At 60.7% G+C, this 17922-nt stretch carries 15 protein-coding genes; 14 read left to right on the top strand and 1 reads right to left on the bottom strand.

Features of this window, described 5'->3' with window-relative positions; translation table 11 throughout:
- Positions 1-14: 14 nt before the first annotated feature.
- The 6 genes from PMI26_RS16225 to PMI26_RS16250 all read left to right on the top strand — a co-directional run bounded on the left by PMI26_RS16225 (position 15) and on the right by PMI26_RS16250 (position 7789).
- Positions 15-572, top strand: coding sequence for a PqiC family protein (locus PMI26_RS16225; protein WP_007974319.1), 558 nt, complete (start codon positions 15-17; stop codon positions 570-572).
- Positions 573-1131: 559 nt separating this feature from the next.
- Positions 1132-1776, top strand: a complete 645-nt coding sequence (locus PMI26_RS16230) for a histidine phosphatase family protein (protein ID WP_007974317.1) — start codon at positions 1132-1134, stop codon at positions 1774-1776.
- Positions 1777-1962: 186 nt separating this feature from the next.
- On the top strand, positions 1963-3684 hold the full coding sequence (arnT, locus tag PMI26_RS16235; RefSeq protein WP_007974315.1) for a lipid IV(A) 4-amino-4-deoxy-L-arabinosyltransferase: 1722 nt from the start codon (positions 1963-1965) through the stop codon (positions 3682-3684).
- Positions 3685-4106: 422 nt separating this feature from the next.
- The gene (locus tag PMI26_RS16240; RefSeq protein WP_007974313.1) at positions 4107-5120 is read left to right on the top strand and encodes an iron ABC transporter substrate-binding protein; all 1014 of its coding nucleotides are present in this window, start codon (positions 4107-4109) and stop codon (positions 5118-5120) included.
- A gap of 3 nt (positions 5121-5123) precedes the next feature.
- A complete protein-coding gene (locus tag PMI26_RS16245) occupies positions 5124-6722 on the top strand; it encodes an ABC transporter permease (RefSeq protein ID WP_007974311.1) in 1599 nt (532 codons plus the stop codon).
- On the top strand, positions 6719-7789 hold the full coding sequence (locus tag PMI26_RS16250; protein WP_007974309.1) for an ABC transporter ATP-binding protein: 1071 nt from the start codon (positions 6719-6721) through the stop codon (positions 7787-7789). Before PMI26_RS16245 ends, PMI26_RS16250 begins: the two co-directional genes overlap by 4 nt.
- A 4-nt stretch (positions 7790-7793) precedes the next feature.
- Here PMI26_RS16250 and PMI26_RS16255 read toward each other — a convergent pair whose 3' ends face one another.
- Complete coding sequence (locus PMI26_RS16255; protein WP_033047831.1) at positions 7794-8732, bottom strand: site-specific integrase; 939 nt, start codon at positions 8730-8732, stop codon at positions 7794-7796.
- Positions 8733-9121: 389 nt separating this feature from the next.
- Between PMI26_RS16255 and arnB the strand changes: the two genes are divergently transcribed.
- From arnB to PMI26_RS16295, 8 genes are read left to right on the top strand one after another with little or no spacing between them, the layout of a single operon-like run.
- The gene (gene arnB, locus PMI26_RS16260; RefSeq protein ID WP_007974306.1) at positions 9122-10270 is read left to right on the top strand and encodes a UDP-4-amino-4-deoxy-L-arabinose aminotransferase; all 1149 of its coding nucleotides are present in this window, start codon (positions 9122-9124) and stop codon (positions 10268-10270) included.
- The gene (gene arnC, locus PMI26_RS16265) at positions 10267-11286 is read left to right on the top strand and encodes an undecaprenyl-phosphate 4-deoxy-4-formamido-L-arabinose transferase (protein WP_007974303.1); all 1020 of its coding nucleotides are present in this window, start codon (positions 10267-10269) and stop codon (positions 11284-11286) included. Before arnB ends, arnC begins: the two co-directional genes overlap by 4 nt.
- Positions 11283-13274, top strand: a complete 1992-nt coding sequence (gene arnA / locus PMI26_RS16270; RefSeq protein ID WP_007974301.1) for a bifunctional UDP-4-amino-4-deoxy-L-arabinose formyltransferase/UDP-glucuronic acid oxidase ArnA — start codon at positions 11283-11285, stop codon at positions 13272-13274. Before arnC ends, arnA begins: the two co-directional genes overlap by 4 nt.
- Complete coding sequence (arnD, locus tag PMI26_RS16275) at positions 13274-14158, top strand: 4-deoxy-4-formamido-L-arabinose-phosphoundecaprenol deformylase (protein WP_007974299.1); 885 nt, start codon at positions 13274-13276, stop codon at positions 14156-14158. The genes arnA and arnD overlap by 1 nt, the downstream gene beginning before the upstream one ends.
- Entirely contained in the window at positions 14155-15804 is a 1650-nt protein-coding gene (gene arnT / locus PMI26_RS16280) for a lipid IV(A) 4-amino-4-deoxy-L-arabinosyltransferase (RefSeq protein ID WP_007974298.1), read from the top strand. Before arnD ends, arnT (PMI26_RS16280) begins: the two co-directional genes overlap by 4 nt.
- The gene (gene arnE, locus PMI26_RS16285; protein WP_007974297.1) at positions 15801-16145 is read left to right on the top strand and encodes a 4-amino-4-deoxy-L-arabinose-phosphoundecaprenol flippase subunit ArnE; all 345 of its coding nucleotides are present in this window, start codon (positions 15801-15803) and stop codon (positions 16143-16145) included. Before arnT (PMI26_RS16280) ends, arnE begins: the two co-directional genes overlap by 4 nt.
- Positions 16142-16543 (top strand): 4-amino-4-deoxy-L-arabinose-phosphoundecaprenol flippase subunit ArnF, encoded by a 402-nt coding sequence (gene arnF / locus PMI26_RS16290; protein ID WP_007974296.1) that lies wholly within the window; start codon positions 16142-16144, stop codon positions 16541-16543. Before arnE ends, arnF begins: the two co-directional genes overlap by 4 nt.
- Positions 16540-17919 (top strand): UDP-glucose dehydrogenase family protein, encoded by a 1380-nt coding sequence (locus PMI26_RS16295; protein WP_007974295.1) that lies wholly within the window; start codon positions 16540-16542, stop codon positions 17917-17919. The genes arnF and PMI26_RS16295 overlap by 4 nt, the downstream gene beginning before the upstream one ends.
- Positions 17920-17922: the final 3 nt, after the last annotated feature.

The following is a 17922-nucleotide window of genomic DNA, read 5'->3' as shown; positions in this document are numbered from 1 at the left end:
CAGGAGCAACACCCATGGTTTTTCCGCTGAAATTCACAGTGTTCACCGCGTTGTTGCTGCTCGCCGCTTGCCGCAGTGACCCGATTCAGTTCCATACCCTGACGCCGACCCAGGTGGGCAATCATTCGACGACCACCGTCGGGGTGATTCAGATCGAGACGATAAGCTTGCCGCCCCAGGTCGATCGGGCGCAGATCGTCATTCGCGAGGGCAACAGTACCCTGGCGATCCTCGAAAGCCATTGGTGGGGTGCAACCCTCGTGGAGGAATTGCGCAGTGCACTGGCCGATCAACTGAGCAACAGTCCCGTAAAGGGCAAGTATTCGGTACGGGTCGATGTGCAGCGTTTTGACTCTGTCCCCGGTCAATATGCGCTGATGGACGTGATATGGCGCCTGCGCAGTGCCGAGCCGGGCAACAAGGCCCAGGTGATTTGCCGCAGCACCTTGCAAACGCCGTCAGGCGCAACTGTCGATGAGTTGGTACTTGCCCAGCAAAACAACATCAAACGCCTGGCCGCGCTGATCAGCCAGGCGGCCACACGACCCCAGGCGAGTTGTCCTTCGTCCTGAAGGCCATCCATCGCCAGCAAGCTGGCTACACATACGGTCTTTTGTGGGAGCTGGCTTGTCGGGTCGCCGCATCGCAGCGATGGTCGTTAACGATAACGCGTGTGACCTGGATAAACGCGGCGCGCTTGAGTCCATCGCCAGCAGGCTGGCTCCTACAGTTTCGGCGTGGGCATGGTCCCTTGTGGGAGCTGGCCTGCCAGCGATGGTCGTTAACGATGACGCGGGTGAGCTGGATAACCGCGGCGCGCTTGAGTCCATCGCCAGCAGGCTGGCTCCTACAGGTATTGCGTTATTGGTGTTTCCCGGGATTGCGTGAAGAACCTAATTTTAGCGCTGCCATCCTACGCAAGAGCAAAAGATAACAATTCCCAGTAGTTAAATAATTACCCGCCCCAACCCTCTCTGCAATTTTTTCACATTCCGTTCACCGTTCCGACACCTGCGCAGATTTAACTTGGGCTCCAGTTAATTCGCTGAACTTGGTTTCGGCGGAGTTTTTTTGTGCTGTTTAAGGTTTTGTTAAACAGCACTTTCCCTGGCGCTTCAATGGTGGACAAACTTGGTCGACTCCGTCTTGCGTAAACCGTCTTCGCGCCTGTCCAAATCGGTCGTGGCCATTAGCGCACTGACCATCGCCGTGCTGGTCACCGGCTTTGTCCTGTGGCCGAAATCCCCGACCAATCTGGCCGAGGAAGGTGCACAGGTCCGGGCCCGGTTGCTGCAACAATGGAATGCCGGCGAGATCGCGGTGCTGGTTCGCCATGCCGAGCGGTGCGACCGTTCCAGCAATCCTTGCCTGGGCCCGGCTGACGGCATTACCCGTGTCGGCAGTGAAGCGGCCGCCGTTGTCGGGCAAGGGCTGGCACACCTGGGCCTGTCGCAGACCGACATCCTGACCAGCCCCGTTACACGCACCGTGCAGACTGCGCATTACATGTTCAACCGCGACCCTCGGACCCAGGAATGGCTGGCCACCTGCGGCACGACCCTGCGTAACGATGTCGTGGCGCACAAGGTGGCCCATCGCAACCTGGTGCTGGTGACCCACAGCGGTTGCATCGCGGACTTTGAACAGCAGACCGGCCTCAAGCATGCGGCGAAGGATGCCGAGTACGGCAGCTCGTTGTTTGTCCACATCGATGGTAATGGGCAACTGCAAGTACTCGGCATTGTGAATGCCGAAGACTGGAATACTCTGCAATAAGAAAAAGACTGAGTCATCACTCGGCGAAAACTCTGGCAACAAGTTACTTCAAAGTTGACTGAATAACAGCTGAACAAACGGCGAGAAACATGACTTGACTTCTCGCTGTTCAATATCATCCCGCTTTTCCCTCTTGCAACTTTCATCTCTTTCTTCAATCAGCCTTTTCAGTGCCAAGGTCCAGACATGACGTCAAATCAGCCACTGCCGGATTTTATTGGCCATTCTTCCCGCCTGCTCGCCCCAACGACACCTGCCAACGAGCGCTGGATGCTGTTCGCCCTGGTACTGGCGTTCATAGCGTTCTACTTGCTGCCGCTAATGAGCCACGGCCTGTGGATTCCCGACGAAACCCGTTATGCCCAGATCAGCCAGGAAATGCTGCAGAGCGGGAACTGGATCTCGCCGCACTTCATGGGCCTTCGTTACTTCGAGAAGCCGATTGCCGGGTACTGGATGATTGCCATCGGTCAGGCAGTGTTTGGCGACAATCTGTTCGGGGTGCGCATCGCGTCAGCGCTGACTACCGGGCTGAGCGTGTGGCTGACCTGGCTGATTGCCCGCCGGTTCTGGGGCGTTCCGCGCAAAAGCTTTGCTTGCGCGCTGCTTTACATGAGCTTTGGGCTGATTACCGGTCAGGCCGGGTACGCCAACCTCGATCCGCAGTTCACCCTGTGGGTCAACCTGAGCCTGGTCTCCCTGTGGTTTGCCATCGACAGTCGCACCACGCGTGCCCGGATGGGTGCCTGGACGGTCCTGGGCATCGCCTGCGGCATGGGATTCATGACCAAGGGCTTCCTGGCCTGGCTGCTGCCGGCGGTGATCGCCCTGCCCTACATGCTCTGGCAGCGTCGTATTGGCGAGCTGTTGCATTACGGGCCACTGGCTGTTGTGGTCGCCGCGGCCGTCTGCCTGCCCTGGGCACTGGCCATTCATCATCAAGAACCGGATTTCTGGAATTTCTTCTTCTGGAACGAGCACGTACGCCGCTTCGCCGCCGACAACGCGCAACACGCCCGCCCGTGGTGGTTCTACCTGCCGATGCTGGTCGTTTCCACCCTGCCCTGGGCTGCGTTGTTACCAGCAACCTTCATCCAGGCCTGGAACAACAAGCGTCAGCCCGTCAGCGGTTTTCTACTGCTCTGGATGTTGTTGCCCTTGACGATTTTCAGCATGAGCAGCGGCAAGTTGCCAACCTACATCATGCCGTGCCTGTTGCCGCTGGCACTGCTGATGGGAGATGCCCTGACCCGCCTGCTGCAACAGGCACGGGCACGGACGATTCGCCTCAACGGATGGCTCAACGTCGTCATTGCCACGACGGCCCTGACGGCCTTGCTGTACCTGCAACTGAGCAAAGAAATATTCGCAAATACCGAGATGTTCAGCCTGTCCCTGGCGTTCATCGTATTGCTGGGCTGGATCATCGCCAATGCCCTGCAAATCCTGCGGCCATTGACGTTATGGGCAATGCCGGCCCTCGGCATCTGGCTACTGGTAGCGCTCCTACCTGCCGCCATGCCGGGTCAGATCGTCGACAGCAAGATGCCCGACCGGTTTATCTCCGAACACCTGGACAGCCTGAACCAGACCACCACGCTGCTGAGCAACGACCTGGGGGCAGCCTCGGCCCTGTCGTGGCTGACCGGCCGACCGGAGATAGCGCTCTACAACGTCGTCGGTGAAATGAAATACGGTCTACAGGATCCCGCTGTCGCCGAACGCAAGGTGACCCTGCAAGATGTCGGGCGATGGATGACCGAGGCGCGCAAGAAAGGCTCGGTCGGGGTGGTGATGCGGGTCAACAGCGTTGATGAGGTTCAGGAGGTCGAGGCGCTACCTGCCGACGGCACGCGTTATCAGCGTGGCAACCTGCAGGTACTGATCTTCCCGCCAATCCAGCCCTGACAGGCAGGCCAGAAAAAGCACCACAAGGCCTGCGCCCTACGTCCCCCGGTTGGGCCGTTGACGAAGAGTTGAAGCGGGTGGCCCCGTACCCCGGCACACCGGCAATCACCGAGCTATCCTTTCGCAACCCCGGTGAACGCCACGCGGGGCCAGCGGCAACTGGCTTCAGGGGAGTGAAAAAAGGCGTCGGGGCAGCGTCACATTCTGATCGACGACATCGTTTGATCGACGAGTCGAGCCACAGTGGGCACACTGCTGCTAATCTGAATGAAAATTACATGTATTAACGGTTTTTTTGACGTTATTTTCTCATTTGGATCTCTACATTCCCTGCAATTCCAGACATGCAAATGATTCGCATTGGTTAACTGGCGTTTCAATGCACATGACTTTCAAAAAATGCACCAGGAGCAGCCCGCAGAATGATTCCCAAAATCCCTTCGTTCTTGAAAAAAGCCCTGCTGGCCACCGCTTTGCTGAGCGCTGGCCAGGCCTATGCCGCTGACTCCGTCGGCCTCGTGGTGTACAACGCGCAACACGAAGGCCTGACCAAGGCCTGGGTCGAGGGTTTTACCCAGGAAACAGGTATCCCGGTCACCTTGCGCAATGGCGATGACACCGAAATGGGCAATCAGATCGTGCAGGAAGGCGCGGCCTCTCCGGCCGATGTATTCCTGACCGAAAACTCCCCGGCCATGGTGCTGGTCGACAACGCCGGGCTGTTCGCGCCTGTCGATAAAGCCACGCTGGAGCAGGTTGACCCGGCCTACCGTCCGGCCCACGGCAAATGGGTCGGGATCGCCGCACGCTCCACGGTGTTTGTGTACAACCCGAGCAAACTCTCGGAAACCAACCTGCCGAAATCGATCATGGACCTGGCCGACCCAAGCTGGAAAGGCCGTTGGGCCGCGTCGCCAGGCGGTGCTGACTTCCAGGCCATCGTCGCCGCCATCCTGCAACAAAAGGGCGAAACCGCCACGCTGGAATGGCTCAAGGGGATGAAAACCAACTACACCAGCTACCGTGGCAACAGCGCGGTACTCAAGGCAGTGAATGCCGGGCAGATCGAAAGCGGCGTGATCTACCACTACTACAGCCTGGTGGATCAGTCCAAGACCGGGGAAAACAGCAAGAACACCGCCCTGCACTACTTCAAGCACAAGGACCCGGGCGCTTTTGTCAGCATCTCCGGCGGCGGCGTCCTCGCTTCCAGCAAACACAAGGAACAAGCCCAGGCGTTCCTCAAATACATTACCGGCAAGGACGGCCAGGCCGTACTGAAGAACGGCAAGTCGTTTGAATACGCCGTCGGCAAAGGCGCTGAATCCAACCCAAAACTTGTGCCTCTGAATCAACTCGATGCGCCGACTGTCGATGCTTCAAAACTCGACAGCAAAAAAGCCGTAGAGCTGATGACACAGGCCGGACTGCTCTAATTGATGCCTGAAACCCTGCCTGCGGAAGTCGCCGAGGCGACTCCCTCACAATTGCGTCGACGATCCCGCGGACTGTTTGCCGGGCGTGGCGGTGTATGGGTGATCGGTTTGTCGGTGCTGGTTTCGTTACTGGCACTGCTACCGATCGCTTATGTTATCGGCGTGTCCCTGCAGACAGGCTGGTCAACCGCCGTAGCCCTGGTGTTCCGCCCTCGGGTCGGTGAACTGCTGGTCAACACCGTATTGCTGGTACTGCTGACGATTCCCTTGTGCGTGGCGCTGGGCGTGACGCTGGCATGGCTGACCGAACGCACGAATCTGCCGGGGCGGCGCTGGTGGTCGTTGCTGGCCACCGCACCGCTGGCAGTGCCTGCGTTCGTTCACAGCTACGCCTGGGTCAGCCTGGTGCCACCGATTCACGGCTTGTTTGCCGGCGTCCTGGTCTCGGTCATCGCCTACTTCCCGTTCCTGTATTTGCCGGTGGCGGCCACGTTGCGCCGGCTCGACCCGGCCATCGAAGACGTCGCCGAGTCCATGGGGCTCAAACCCTGGAAAGTGTTTTTCCGTGTGGTGTTGCCGCAATTGCGCCTGGCGATCTGCGGCGGCGCTTTGCTGGTCGGTCTGCACCTGCTGGCCGAATATGGCCTGTACGCCATGATCCGCTTCGACACCTTTACCACCGCGATCTTCGACCAGTTCAAATCGACCTTCAACGGCGCGGCGGCGCACATGCTGGCCAGCGTGCTGGCACTGTGTTGCCTGGCCATGTTGACGGCCGAGTCCGCCGCCCGGGGTTCGGCACGTTACGCTCGCGTCGGTTCGGGGAGCGCCCGGGAGCAACGGGTCGTGTGCCTGAAACCGGCATCCACCCTGCTCTCGTTGACGCTGCAAATCGTGACCTGTGCCCTGGCCCTGGGCGTGCCCTTGATCACCTTGGGCAAATGGCTGATCGCCGGCGGCGTGGAAGTCTGGGACATGGCCGAGTTGTTGCCTGCTCTGGAGCAAACCCTGCTGCTCGGCGTCGCCGGTGCAGCGCTGACAACGTTAGCGGCGATCCCGATTGCCTGGCTGTCGATCCGTTACCCCGGCCGAATGCAACGCGTGCTGGAAAGCTGCAACTACATCACCAGTTCCTTGCCCGGAATTATCGTGGCGTTGGCCCTGGTCACCGTCACGATCCATTTTGCCCGGCCGATTTACCAGACCACCTTTACCGTGCTGCTGGCGTACCTGCTGATGTTCTTGCCCCGCGCCCTGGTCAGCCTGCGCGCCGGCATTGCCCAGGCCCCGGTGGAATTGGAGAACATCGCCCGCAGCCTCGGCCGTTCGCCGGCCCGGGCACTGTGGCTGATCACCTTGCGCCTGGCCGCTCCCGGAGCCGCCGCCGGTGCGGCGCTGGTGTTCCTGGCGATCACCAACGAATTGACCGCCACCCTGCTGCTGGCCCCGAACGGCACGCGCACCCTGGCCACCGGATTCTGGGCCATGACCAGCGAAATCGATTACGCTGCCGCGGCGCCCTACGCCCTATTGATGGTCGTACTGTCGCTGCCGCTGACCGGACTTCTTTATCACCAATCGAAAAAAACGGCTGGCCGATGAACACTCTTGAACTCAATGCCCTCTACAAGTCCTATGGCGCCCATTGCGCGCTGGACAACGTCAGCCTGTCGGTGCCAAGCGGCAGCCGCACGGTCATCGTCGGCCCGTCCGGCTCCGGCAAGACCACCTTGCTGCGAATGATTGCCGGCTTCGAATTTCCCGATTCCGGACGTCTTTCGCTCAATGGCCAGACCCTGGTCGACGACACCCACGAAGTGCCGGCCCATCAACGCCTGATCGGCTACGTGCCGCAGGACGGCGCGCTGTTTCCGCACATGACCGTGGCGGCGAACATCGGCTTCGGCTTGTCGACCAAGGGTTCTGAAAAACAACAGCGCGTCGCCGAACTGATGGACAGCGTGGCGCTGGACGCGAAGATGGCCGAGCGCTGGCCTCACGAATTGTCCGGTGGCCAGCAACAGCGCGTGGCCCTGGCCCGGGCATTGGCACAACAGCCACGGCTGATGCTGCTGGACGAGCCGTTCTCGGCGCTCGATACCGGATTGCGCGCCGCGATGCGCAAGATGGTCGCGCGGCTGCTGGAAGACGCGGGCGTCACCACCATTCTGGTTACCCATGACCAGAGTGAGGCCCTGTCGTTCGCCGACCAGTTGGCGGTGATGCGCCAGGGCCGACTGGTACAGTCAGGGCATCCGCTGGACCTTTACCGCTATCCCGAAGACGAACAGACCGCCCTGTTCCTGGGAGATGCGGTGGTGATGCCGGCACGCATCGAGGCCGGTTGGGCTCATTGCGACCTGGGACGGATTCCGGTCAACAACCACCGCAACAACAACTCGGCGCAGATCATGCTGCGCCCCGAACAGCTGCAATTGGCCAGCATCCACCCCGGCGACCCGGAAGCCGGTGGTTGCCGGGCCGTGGTCACCGATCGGGATTTCAGCGGCAACACTTGCACGCTGACGGTCGAGCTCCAGTCCTTGACCAGCGACGAGCAACCTGGGCGATCACTGCTGGTGCGCAGTTCCGGCATGTACGCACCACCCGCCGGCAGCGCGGTTCAGGTCTCGACCATTGGCCACGCCCACGTGTTGAGCGAGCTGTAATGGTTCACAGGTCGAATCGATCCACTGCCCGACGCCGCTCGTTGTCGTCGCGCACATCGTAGTTGGCCGTGGTCTGGATGTTGCTGTGGTGCGCCAGTTTCTGCGCAATCGACAAGTCATGCTCTTCGATCACCCGGGTAATGAATGAACGCCGGAAGTCGTGGGGCATGATTTTCACCCCGACCTGCGCGCCCCGTTGCCGGGCGATGTAGTAGATCGCATGTTTGGTGATGCGCTCACGGGTGATGTGGCTGCCACGGCGGATGCGATTGAACAGAAACGGATCGTCCGACTCGCCTTCCTTGAGCAGGGAGCGGCGCAATTCAAGCCAGGCTTGCAGTTTGGCGAAGGCCCAGGCCGGCGCGTACTTGATCAATTGCTTGTTGCCCTTGGCGGTCACCTGCAGGCTGCGCTGGGTGAAGTCGACCTGATTCAACTCCAGGTTCACCGATTCGGACTTGCGCATTCCCGAGCCGTATAAAATCCCGATGATCGCGGCATCCCGCAAGCCTTGTGGCCGCGGATCGGCGGCGCAGACCGCCATTAGTTCCTGGATCAGCGTACGCCTGAGGTTGCGTCCCTGGGACAGCCGTGTACCGGCGATGCCCTTCACCGAGCGCATCTTCAACAGGTGCTCCTGAGAGATCAGGCTCATGCGCCAGGCTTCGTTCATCACCCCGCGCACCGCGTTGACATACAGTGAAGACGTGTTCGGCGCATAGCCGTCTGAACGCAATGTGGCCACCAGTGCGATCACGTCTTCGGGCTGCAGGTTGTGCCAGGGGATCTCCTCGATATCGCAGTCTTCGAAGCCCAGGCGGTCGGCGGCGTCCTGCAGCACATAGCGCATGGTCAGCTGGCTGGAGGGTGCCAGTCGCGCCAGATACAGGGTCAGCGGATTGGTCAGGGGCATGCGAGAATCAGCTACAGGTAAGTCAATCAAACGAAACGGCCTTGAATGAAAACAGTTCAATGAAGCAACTAAGAAGTGAAATAACGATCATATAAAACACATTAATCCTGTAGGACTTTTCCTAAAAACGCCATAAACGCGGGAAGTCTGAACAGCAGCTTAATAGCCTTCAGATAAACGATTCCCCTACCGTTTTTTCATGTCCCTTTCACAAAATCGGGCATAACCTTCTACGAAGTCGAAACAACCCGAATGGACGTCCAACCTGCCGCCCATGGCGAAAAAAGTCAACCGATGCAGTTTTTTACCGCCGACCGGTAACTATTTGATTTGATGCAGGTTCTGATTTAGCGTCTAAGCTGATTTCTGGATCCCTTTAGCCTCAAAGGCTATTTACGTTGACAGCCCCTGAGGTGCCCATGAGTCAGGCGTTTCTCCCTTTCTCCCGTCCCGGTATCGGTGACGAAGAAATCGCCGCCGTCGAGCAAGTATTGCGTTCCGGGTGGATCACTACCGGGCCGAAGAACCAGGCACTGGAAGAACACTTTGCCAACTACGTCGGTTGCCGACATGCCGTGGCACTGTCCTCGGCCACCGGCGGCATGCATATCACGCTGCTGGCATTGGGCATCGGTCCCGGCGATGAAGTCATTACGCCGTCGCAGACCTGGGTTTCCACCGCCAACATGATCACCCTGCTGGGTGCCACGCCGGTGTTCGTCGACGTTGACCGCAACACGCTGATGACCGACGTGGCCATGATTGAAGCTGCGATCACGCCGCGCACCAAAGCCATCATCCCGGTGCATTACGCCGGTGCGGCATTCGATCTCGATCCGCTCTATGCGCTGGCCGACAAACACGGCATTGCCGTGATCGAAGACGCCGCCCACGCCGCAGGCACGTTCTACAAAGGTCGTCACGTCGGCGCCAAAGGCACGGCCATCTTCTCGTTCCACGCGATCAAGAACATGACCTGCGCCGAGGGCGCGATGTTCGTCAGCGACGATGAGGCCCTGGCCTCTCGGGTACGCATGCTCAAGTTTCACGGGCTGGGGGTCGATGCCTACGACCGCCTGACCCACGGCCGCAAGCCCCAGGCCCAAGTGGTCGAGCCCGGATTCAAGTACAACCTGGCCGACATCAACGCAGCCATCGCCCTGGTGCAACTGGAACGCCTGGACGAAATCAACGCCAAGCGCACTCAGCTGGCACAGACCTACTTGCAGCGCCTGGAAGGCTTGCCGGTACAACCGCTGGCCGTCCCCGCTTATTCGCAACAACACGCCTGGCATCTGTTCATCCTGCGTATTGATGCCGAGCAGTGCGGGCTGGATCGCGAAGCGTTCATGAAAGCCCTCCAGGAGCAGAATATCGGCACCGGCATTCACTTCATTGCCACCCATTTGCACACCTACTACCGCCAGCGCTACCCCAACCTGTACCTGCCCAACACCGAATGGAATTCGGCACGGCTGTGTTCGATCCCGTTGTTCCCCGACATGACCACCGATGATGTCCAGCGCGTCGTCGGCGCCATTGAAAACTGCATGGATAGAAGCCTTTGAGACCTTACCCAATCAACTTCGTGTCGATCGTCATTCCGGTCTACAACGAACAGGACAGCCTGCCGGAGTTGCTTCGTCGCACCGAAGCAGCCTGCCAGCAGTTGCACCATGCCTACGAAATCGTACTGGTTGACGACGGCAGCCGCGACGACTCCGCACAGATCCTGGAAGACGCCGCGTCCCGCGAAGGCAGCCCGGTGGTGGCCGTCATCCTCAACCGCAACTACGGCCAGCACGCGGCGATCATGGCCGGTTTCGAACAGTGCAAGGGCGATGTCGTCATCACGCTCGATGCCGACCTGCAAAACCCGCCCGAAGAAATCCCGCGCCTGATCGAACAGGCCGAGCTGGGTTATGACGTCGTCGCGACGGTGCGCAACAACCGCCAGGACTCGGCGTTGCGCCGCTGGCCATCAAAGTTGATCAACCTCGCCGTGCAACGCTCCACCGGCGTGGCCATGAGCGACTACGGCTGCATGCTGCGCGCCTACCGACGCACCATCGTCGACGCGATGCTCGCCTGCCGTGAACGCAGCACCTTCATTCCGATCCTGGCCAACAGCTTTGCCCGCCACACCACTGAAATCCTCGTGACCCACGCCGAGCGTGAACACGGCGATTCCAAGTACAGCCCGATGCGCCTGATCAACCTGATGTTCGATCTGGTCACCTGCATGACCACCACGCCCCTGCGACTGCTGAGCATCGTCGGCGTCGGCATGGCGGCCCTGGGCATGCTGTTCGCCATCGCCCTGGTCCTGCTGCGCCTGGTGTTCGGCGCCGGTTGGGCCGGTGGCGGTACCTTCGTCCTGTTCGCCGTGCTGTTCGTCTTCACCGGTGGGCAATTCATCGGCATGGGTCTGTTGGGTGAATACCTGGGCCGCATGTACAGCGATGTGCGCGCACGCCCGCGCTTCTTCATTGAAAAGGTGCTGCGCAGCCAGCCCGCCTCCCCTGCTTCCGTTGTCACCGTCGACGGCCTTACTTCCACTTCTTCAGATCAGGTTCCTTCATGAGTGCAAAAGCTGTTGTCTTCGCCTATCACGATATTGGCTGTGCCGGCATCGAGTCCCTGCTCTCCTCGGGTTTCGAGATCGCTGCGGTGTTCACCCACGCCGACGATCCGAAGGAGAACGCCTTCTACGGCTCCGTCGCGCAGCTGTGCGCCCGCCACGGCATTGCCGTGCATGCACCGGAGGACGCCAACCACCCGTTGTGGATCGAACGTATCGCCAAGCTCGATCCCGACTACATTTTCTCCTTCTACTACCGCAACCTGCTGAGCGAGCCGCTGCTGGCCACGGCGCGCAACGGTGCGTTCAACCTGCACGGTTCGCTGCTGCCGCGCTACCGTGGTCGCGCACCGGCCAACTGGGTGCTGGTCAACGGCGAAACCGAAACCGGCGTGACCCTGCACCGCATGGTCAAGCGTGCCGATGCCGGCGCCATCGTTGCCCAGCAAAAAGTTGCAATCGAGCGCAGCGACACGGCGCTGAGCCTGCACGGAAAACTGCGCACGGCGGCCGCCGATCTGTTGCGCGATACCTTGCCGGCGCTGCTGCAAGGCAAAGTCAGCGAAACACCACAGGACGAATCCAAGGCTACGGTGTTCGGCCGCCGCACGCCGGCTGACGGCAAACTGGTCTGGGCCAAGCCGGCCGAAGAACTGTTCAACCTGGTGCGCGCCGTGACCCAGCCGTACCCGGGCGCCTTCTGCGCGGTAGGCGAGCACAAGCTGATTGTCTGGAGCGCCGAAGTCGCCAAGGGCAACGAAGGCCAGGCGCCTGGCCGTGTGATCAGCGTCGATCCGCTGCGCATCGCCTGCGGTCAAGACTCGCTGATCATCAACGCCGGCCAGCGCAACGACAACGGCCTGTACCTGAGCGGTCCGCAACTGGCCAACGAACTGGGCCTGGTGGACGGTTCCGTGCTGCGCGGTGCCGAATCCGGTCGTGCCCCGCGTCGTACCCGCGTGCTGATCCTCGGCGTCAACGGCTTCATCGGCAACCACTTGTCCGAGCGCCTGCTGCGCGACGACCGCTACGAAGTCTACGGCCTGGACATCGGTTCGGACGCCATCGATCGCCTGCGCAGCCACCCGAACTTCCACTTCGTCGAAGGCGACATCAGCATCCACTCCGAGTGGATCGAATACCACATCAAGAAGTGCGACGTGGTGCTGCCGCTCGTGGCCATCGCCACGCCAATCGAATACACCCGCAACCCGCTGCGCGTATTCGAACTGGACTTCGAAGAAAACCTGAAACTGGTTCGCTACTGCGTCAAGTACAACAAACGCGTGATCTTCCCGTCGACCTCGGAAGTCTATGGCATGTGCCAGGACCCGAACTTCGACGAAGACAGCTCCAACCTGGTGGTCGGCCCGATCAACAAGCAGCGCTGGATCTACTCGGTCTCCAAGCAATTGCTTGACCGCGTCATCTGGGCTTACGGCCAGAAGGGCCTGAACTTCACCCTGTTCCGTCCATTCAACTGGATGGGCCCACGTCTGGACCGCCTGGACTCGGCCCGTATCGGCAGCTCCCGGGCGATTACCCAGCTGATCCTGAACCTGGTGGAAGGCACGCCGATTCGCCTGTTCGACGGCGGCGAGCAAAAACGCTGCTTCACCGACATCGCCGACGGTGTGGAAGCCCTGGCACGGATCATCGACAACGACAACGATGTCTGCAACGGCCAGATCATCAACATCGGCAACCCGGAGAACGAAGCCAGCATCCGTCAACTGGGCGAAGAGCTGCTGCGCCAGTTCGAAGCTCACCCGCTGCGCGCCAACTTCCCTCCGTTCGCCGGCTTCCGCGATATCGAGAGCAAGGCGTTCTACGGCACCGGTTACCAGGACGTGTCCCATCGCAAACCGAGCATCGCCAACGCCAAGCGCCTGCTGGACTGGACGCCGACCGTCGAGATGAGCGAAACCATCGGCAACACCCTGGATTTCTTCTTGCGTGAAGCCATGCTCGAAATCGCGGACAAGCACTGATGCAGGCGGGACTGCGGATCGATGTCGACACTTACCGAGGCACCCGTGAAGGGGTGCCCCGGTTGCTGGAAATCCTTGATGAAGCACAGGTCAAGGCGACGTTCTTCTTCAGTGTCGGGCCGGACAACATGGGGCGCCATTTGTGGCGCCTCATCCGTCCACAGTTTCTCTGGAAAATGCTTCGCTCCAATGCAGCCGGCCTGTATGGCTGGGACATTCTGCTGGCGGGCACCGCATGGCCCGGAAAACCGATCGGCCGCGACCTGGGGCACTTGATGCGTCAGGCCCGGGACGCCGGGCATGAAGTCGGCCTGCACGCCTGGGACCACCACGGCTGGCAAGCCAATGCCGGGCGTTGGAGCGATGCACAACTGGTCGACCAGATACGCCGTGGCGTGGACACCCTCAGCGACATTCTCGGGGAAAAGATCACCTGCTCGGCCTCCGCCGGCTGGCGTGCCGATGAGCGTGTGATCGAGGCCAAGCAAGGGTTTGGCTTTCGCTACAACAGCGATTGCCGTGGCCAGAGCCTGTTCCAGCCGCGATTGGCCAATGGTTGCCTGGGCGCACCACAAATTCCGGTGGACCTGCCGACCTTCGACGAGGTGGTCGGACCGAGCGTCGCCGCCAAGGACTTCAACAGGTTCATCCTGGACCGGTTCACTCCGGAAAAACTCAATGTCTACACGATCCATGCCGAGGTAGAAGGGATTCTGATGGCCAACGATTTCCGTCAACTGCTGAGCGATGCGCGTCAGCGGGACATCCGTTTTCAACCCCTGGGCGACTTGTTGCCCCAGGCCCCTGACAGTCTGCCGGTCGGCCGTGTGGTACGCGGTGCGCTCGAAGGTCGCGAAGGCTGGCTGGGAGTGCAAGGCGCATGAGCAAACGCTGGGCTTTGCCGATATTGCTGACCATGATGGCGCTGGCGTACCTGCTGCCAATGGGCAGTCATGGCTTGTGGATTCCCGACGAAACCCGCTACGCCCAGATCAGCCAGGGCATGCTCCTGAGCGGCAACTGGGTATCGCCGCACTTCATGGACGTACGCTATTTTGAAAAACCGGCGGCCGGCTACTGGATGATTGCCCTCGGGCAGGCGTTGTTCGGTCAGAACCTTTTCGGGGTGCGCTTCGCTTCTGCCCTGAGCACCGGCTTGAGCGTGCTGCTGTGCTACCTGATCGCCCGCCGCCTGTGGAACGAACCGCGCAAGAGTTTCGCCTGCGCCTTGCTCTACATGAGCTTTACGGTCATCGCCGGGCAGGCCGGGTACGCCAACCTCGATCCGCAATTCACCTTCTGGGTCAATCTCAGCTTGGTCGCCTTGTGGTTTGCGCTGGACAGCGTCGGCCGCCGTCAACGGCTGGTGGCGTGGGCGGTGCTGGGCCTGGCCTGTGGCATGGGTTTCCTCACCAAGGGTTTCCTGGCCTGGTTGCTGCCCGTGTTGATCGCCCTGCCCTGGGTGATCTGGCAAAAGCGCTGGCGTGAACTGCTGGTCTACGGCCCGGTGGCGGTCGTGGTCGCCATCGCCGTCAGCCTGCCATGGGCACTGGCTGTGCACGCCCAGGAGCCCGACTACTGGCGGTTTTTCTTCTGGCACGAACACATCCGCCGCTTTGCCGGGGACGACGCCCAGCATAACGCCCCCTGGTGGTACTACCTGCCGCTGCTGGTGGCGTTCAGCATGCCGTGGGTTGCCTTGTTGCCGCCCGCGCTCAAGCAAGCCTGGCAGACCCGACGCCAGTCCGGTATCGGCTTCCTGCTGCTGTGGCTGTGGATGCCATTGATCTTCTTCAGCCTGAGCAAAGGCAAACTGCCGGCCTACATCCTGCCGTGCCTGTTACCCCTGGCCTTGTTGCTCGGCCATGCGCTGGCTGACCGGTTGAAGCTCGAACAAGGCCGCGTGCTGGGCATCAACGGACTGCTGAACCTGGTGGTGGGCGTGGTGACCCTGCTGGCCCTGGTTTACGTGCAACTGAAAAAGCCGATCTACGATCATGAACTGCACAACCTGGTGTTGGTGTTCATCGGTTTGATCGGCTGGATCATGGCCAACCTGCTGCAGGCCTTCCGCCCGTTGCAGTGCTGGGCCGCCCCGGCCTTTGGCAGCCTGCTGTTCGCCGGCCTGTTGCCTGCCGGTCTGCCCAATTCCGTGGTCGCCAATAAAACACCTGACCAGTTCATCCTCGATCACGCCCAGGAACTGGGCCAGAGCGTCAAATTGCTGAGCAACGACCTGGGCGCCGCTTCGGCGCTGTCCTGGCGGATGAAACGGCCGCAAGTGGCTTTTTTCAACACGATAGGCGAATTGAAATATGGCCTTGCCTATCCTGATTCGCTTAAGCAGCGCGTCGACCCGGACCAAGTGCAACAGTGGATGCACGATGCCCGTCAGCAAGGCTCGGTCGGTGTGGTGATGCGGGTCAAGGGTGAGGAAGAGCTGCGTGAACTCGAACAGTTGCCCAAAGAGGGCAAGCGCTATGAACAAGGCAACCTGGTGATTTTGATTATCCCTCAGGCGGCACCATGAGCCTGCTATTGCTGCTGGTCGCCTGCCTGCTGACCTGCCTGGGCCAGATCGCCCAGAAATATGCGGTGGAAAGCTGGCGCGGCAAACCTTCCGGGTGGATGGACAAACTGCGCTCGCCCTGGCTTTGGCTGGCTCTGGCTGCATTGGGCCTGGGCCTGCTGGTATGGCTGCTGGTGCTGCAACGCCTGGAAGTCGGGATTGCCTATCCGATGCTGAGCCTGAACTTCGTGCTGATCACCCTTGTTGCGCGTTTCGTGTTCCACGAAACCATCGACCGCCGCCACTGGGTCGGCGTGGCATTGGTGATCGGTGGCGTGGCTCTGTTGGGGCAACACGCATGAACCGCAGGCGTGGTATCACCTTCGCACTGGGCAGTGTGCTACTGGTCAGCGCCGCCCAATTGGGCATGCGCTGGAGCATGAGCCACCTGCCATCGCCAGAACAGTGGCTCAGCGCGCACATCGACCTGACAGCCGTTGCCGTGGTGCTCCTGGCCATCCTCGCCTACGCCTCGTCGATGCTGTGCTGGCTCGCCGCCCTGCGGGACCTGCCCCTGGGCCGTGCCTACTCGTTGCTGAGCATCAGCTACGCGCTGGTGTACCTGCTGGCCGCCAGCCTGCCGCTGTTCAGCGAAGCGTTCAGCCTTACAAAAAGCCTTGGCGTGGCATTGGTCATCCTCGGCGTCATTACCATCAATTCCCGACCTGCTCGTGCGCCCGAATCAAGGAGTGCCCCATGAAAATCAGTGTGTTTGGTAGCGGTTATGTTGGCCTGGTGCAGGCAGCGGTATTGGCGGAAGTCGGCCACGACGTGGTCTGCATGGACGTTGACGAGAAGAAAGTCGAACTGCTCCAACAGGGACACGTGAGCATTTTCGAACCTGGCCTGGCCAGCCTGGTACGCGAAGGCCTTGACGCCAAGCGGTTGCAGTTCACCTGCGATGAAAAATTCGCCGTCCAGCACGGGCAGGTCCTGTTCATCGCCGTCGGTACTCCCTCTCGGGAAGACGGCTCGGCGGACTTGCGCTACGTGATGTCGGTGGGCGAAGCCGTGGCGCGTCATCGCGAGCAGCCGGCGATCCTGGTGGAGAAATCCACCGTCCCGGTCGGCACCGGCGACGCCTTGCGTGCACACATCGACAAATGCCTGCTCAGCGTCGGGCGTGTATTGCAGTTCGATATCGTCTCCAACCCGGAGTTCCTGAAAGAAGGTTCTGCCGTGGCCGACTGCCGGCGCCCGGACCGTATCGTCATCGGCTGCGAACGCGATGAAGTGCGTGAGGTGATGCGTGACCTGTACTCGCCGTTCAACCGCAACCACGAACGCATCATGTTCATGGACCTGCGCAGCGCCGAGCTGACCAAATACGCCGCCAACTGCATGCTGGCGACCAAGATCAGCTTCATCAACCAGATCGCCGAACTGGCCGAACACCTGGGTGCAGACATCGAATCGGTACGCCTGGGCATCGGCGCCGACTCGCGTATCGGCTACCACTTCATCTACCCCGGTTGCGGCTACGGTGGCTCGTGCTTCCCCAAGGACATGCGCGCCCTGATCCACAGCGCCGAAGAGGCCCATTGCTCCAGCGACCTGCTGCAAGCGGTGGAAGCCATCAACGAGCGGCAAAAGCACAAGCTGTTCGAGCGCATCAACGCGTTCTACAAGGGCGACCTGCGTGGCAAGACCTTTGCCGTCTGGGGCCTGGCCTTCAAACCCAATACCGACGACATGCGCGACGCACCGAGCCGGGTATTGCTCGAATCGTTGTGGGCCGCCGGGGCGAATGTCCGTGCGTTCGATCCGGAAGCCATGCAGGAAACCCAGAAGCTGTACCCGGATGAGTCGAAACTGATGCTCATGGGGACGCCGGAGTCAGTCTTGTCCGGCGCCGATGCGCTGATCATCTGCACCGAATGGCAACAGTTCAAGGCACCGGACTTCGAGTTTATCCGCCAACGCCTCAACGCCCCGGTGATCTTCGATGGCCGTAACCTGTACGACGCGGACCGACTGGCGCGCATCGGCTTTACCTACTTCCCGATTGGTCGGGGTGAGTCGCGCAAGTTGCCGATGCCTTACCAGCAATGGCTGACCGAATCAGTGGTCGCTTAAACG

It is taken from the genome of Pseudomonas sp. GM33 (assembly GCF_000282295.1).
Classification (GTDB): domain Bacteria; phylum Pseudomonadota; class Gammaproteobacteria; order Pseudomonadales; family Pseudomonadaceae; genus Aquipseudomonas; species Aquipseudomonas laurylsulfatiphila.
The sequence above is the reverse complement of the archived record's forward strand: the minus strand, read 5'-3'. Positions and strand labels throughout refer to the sequence as shown.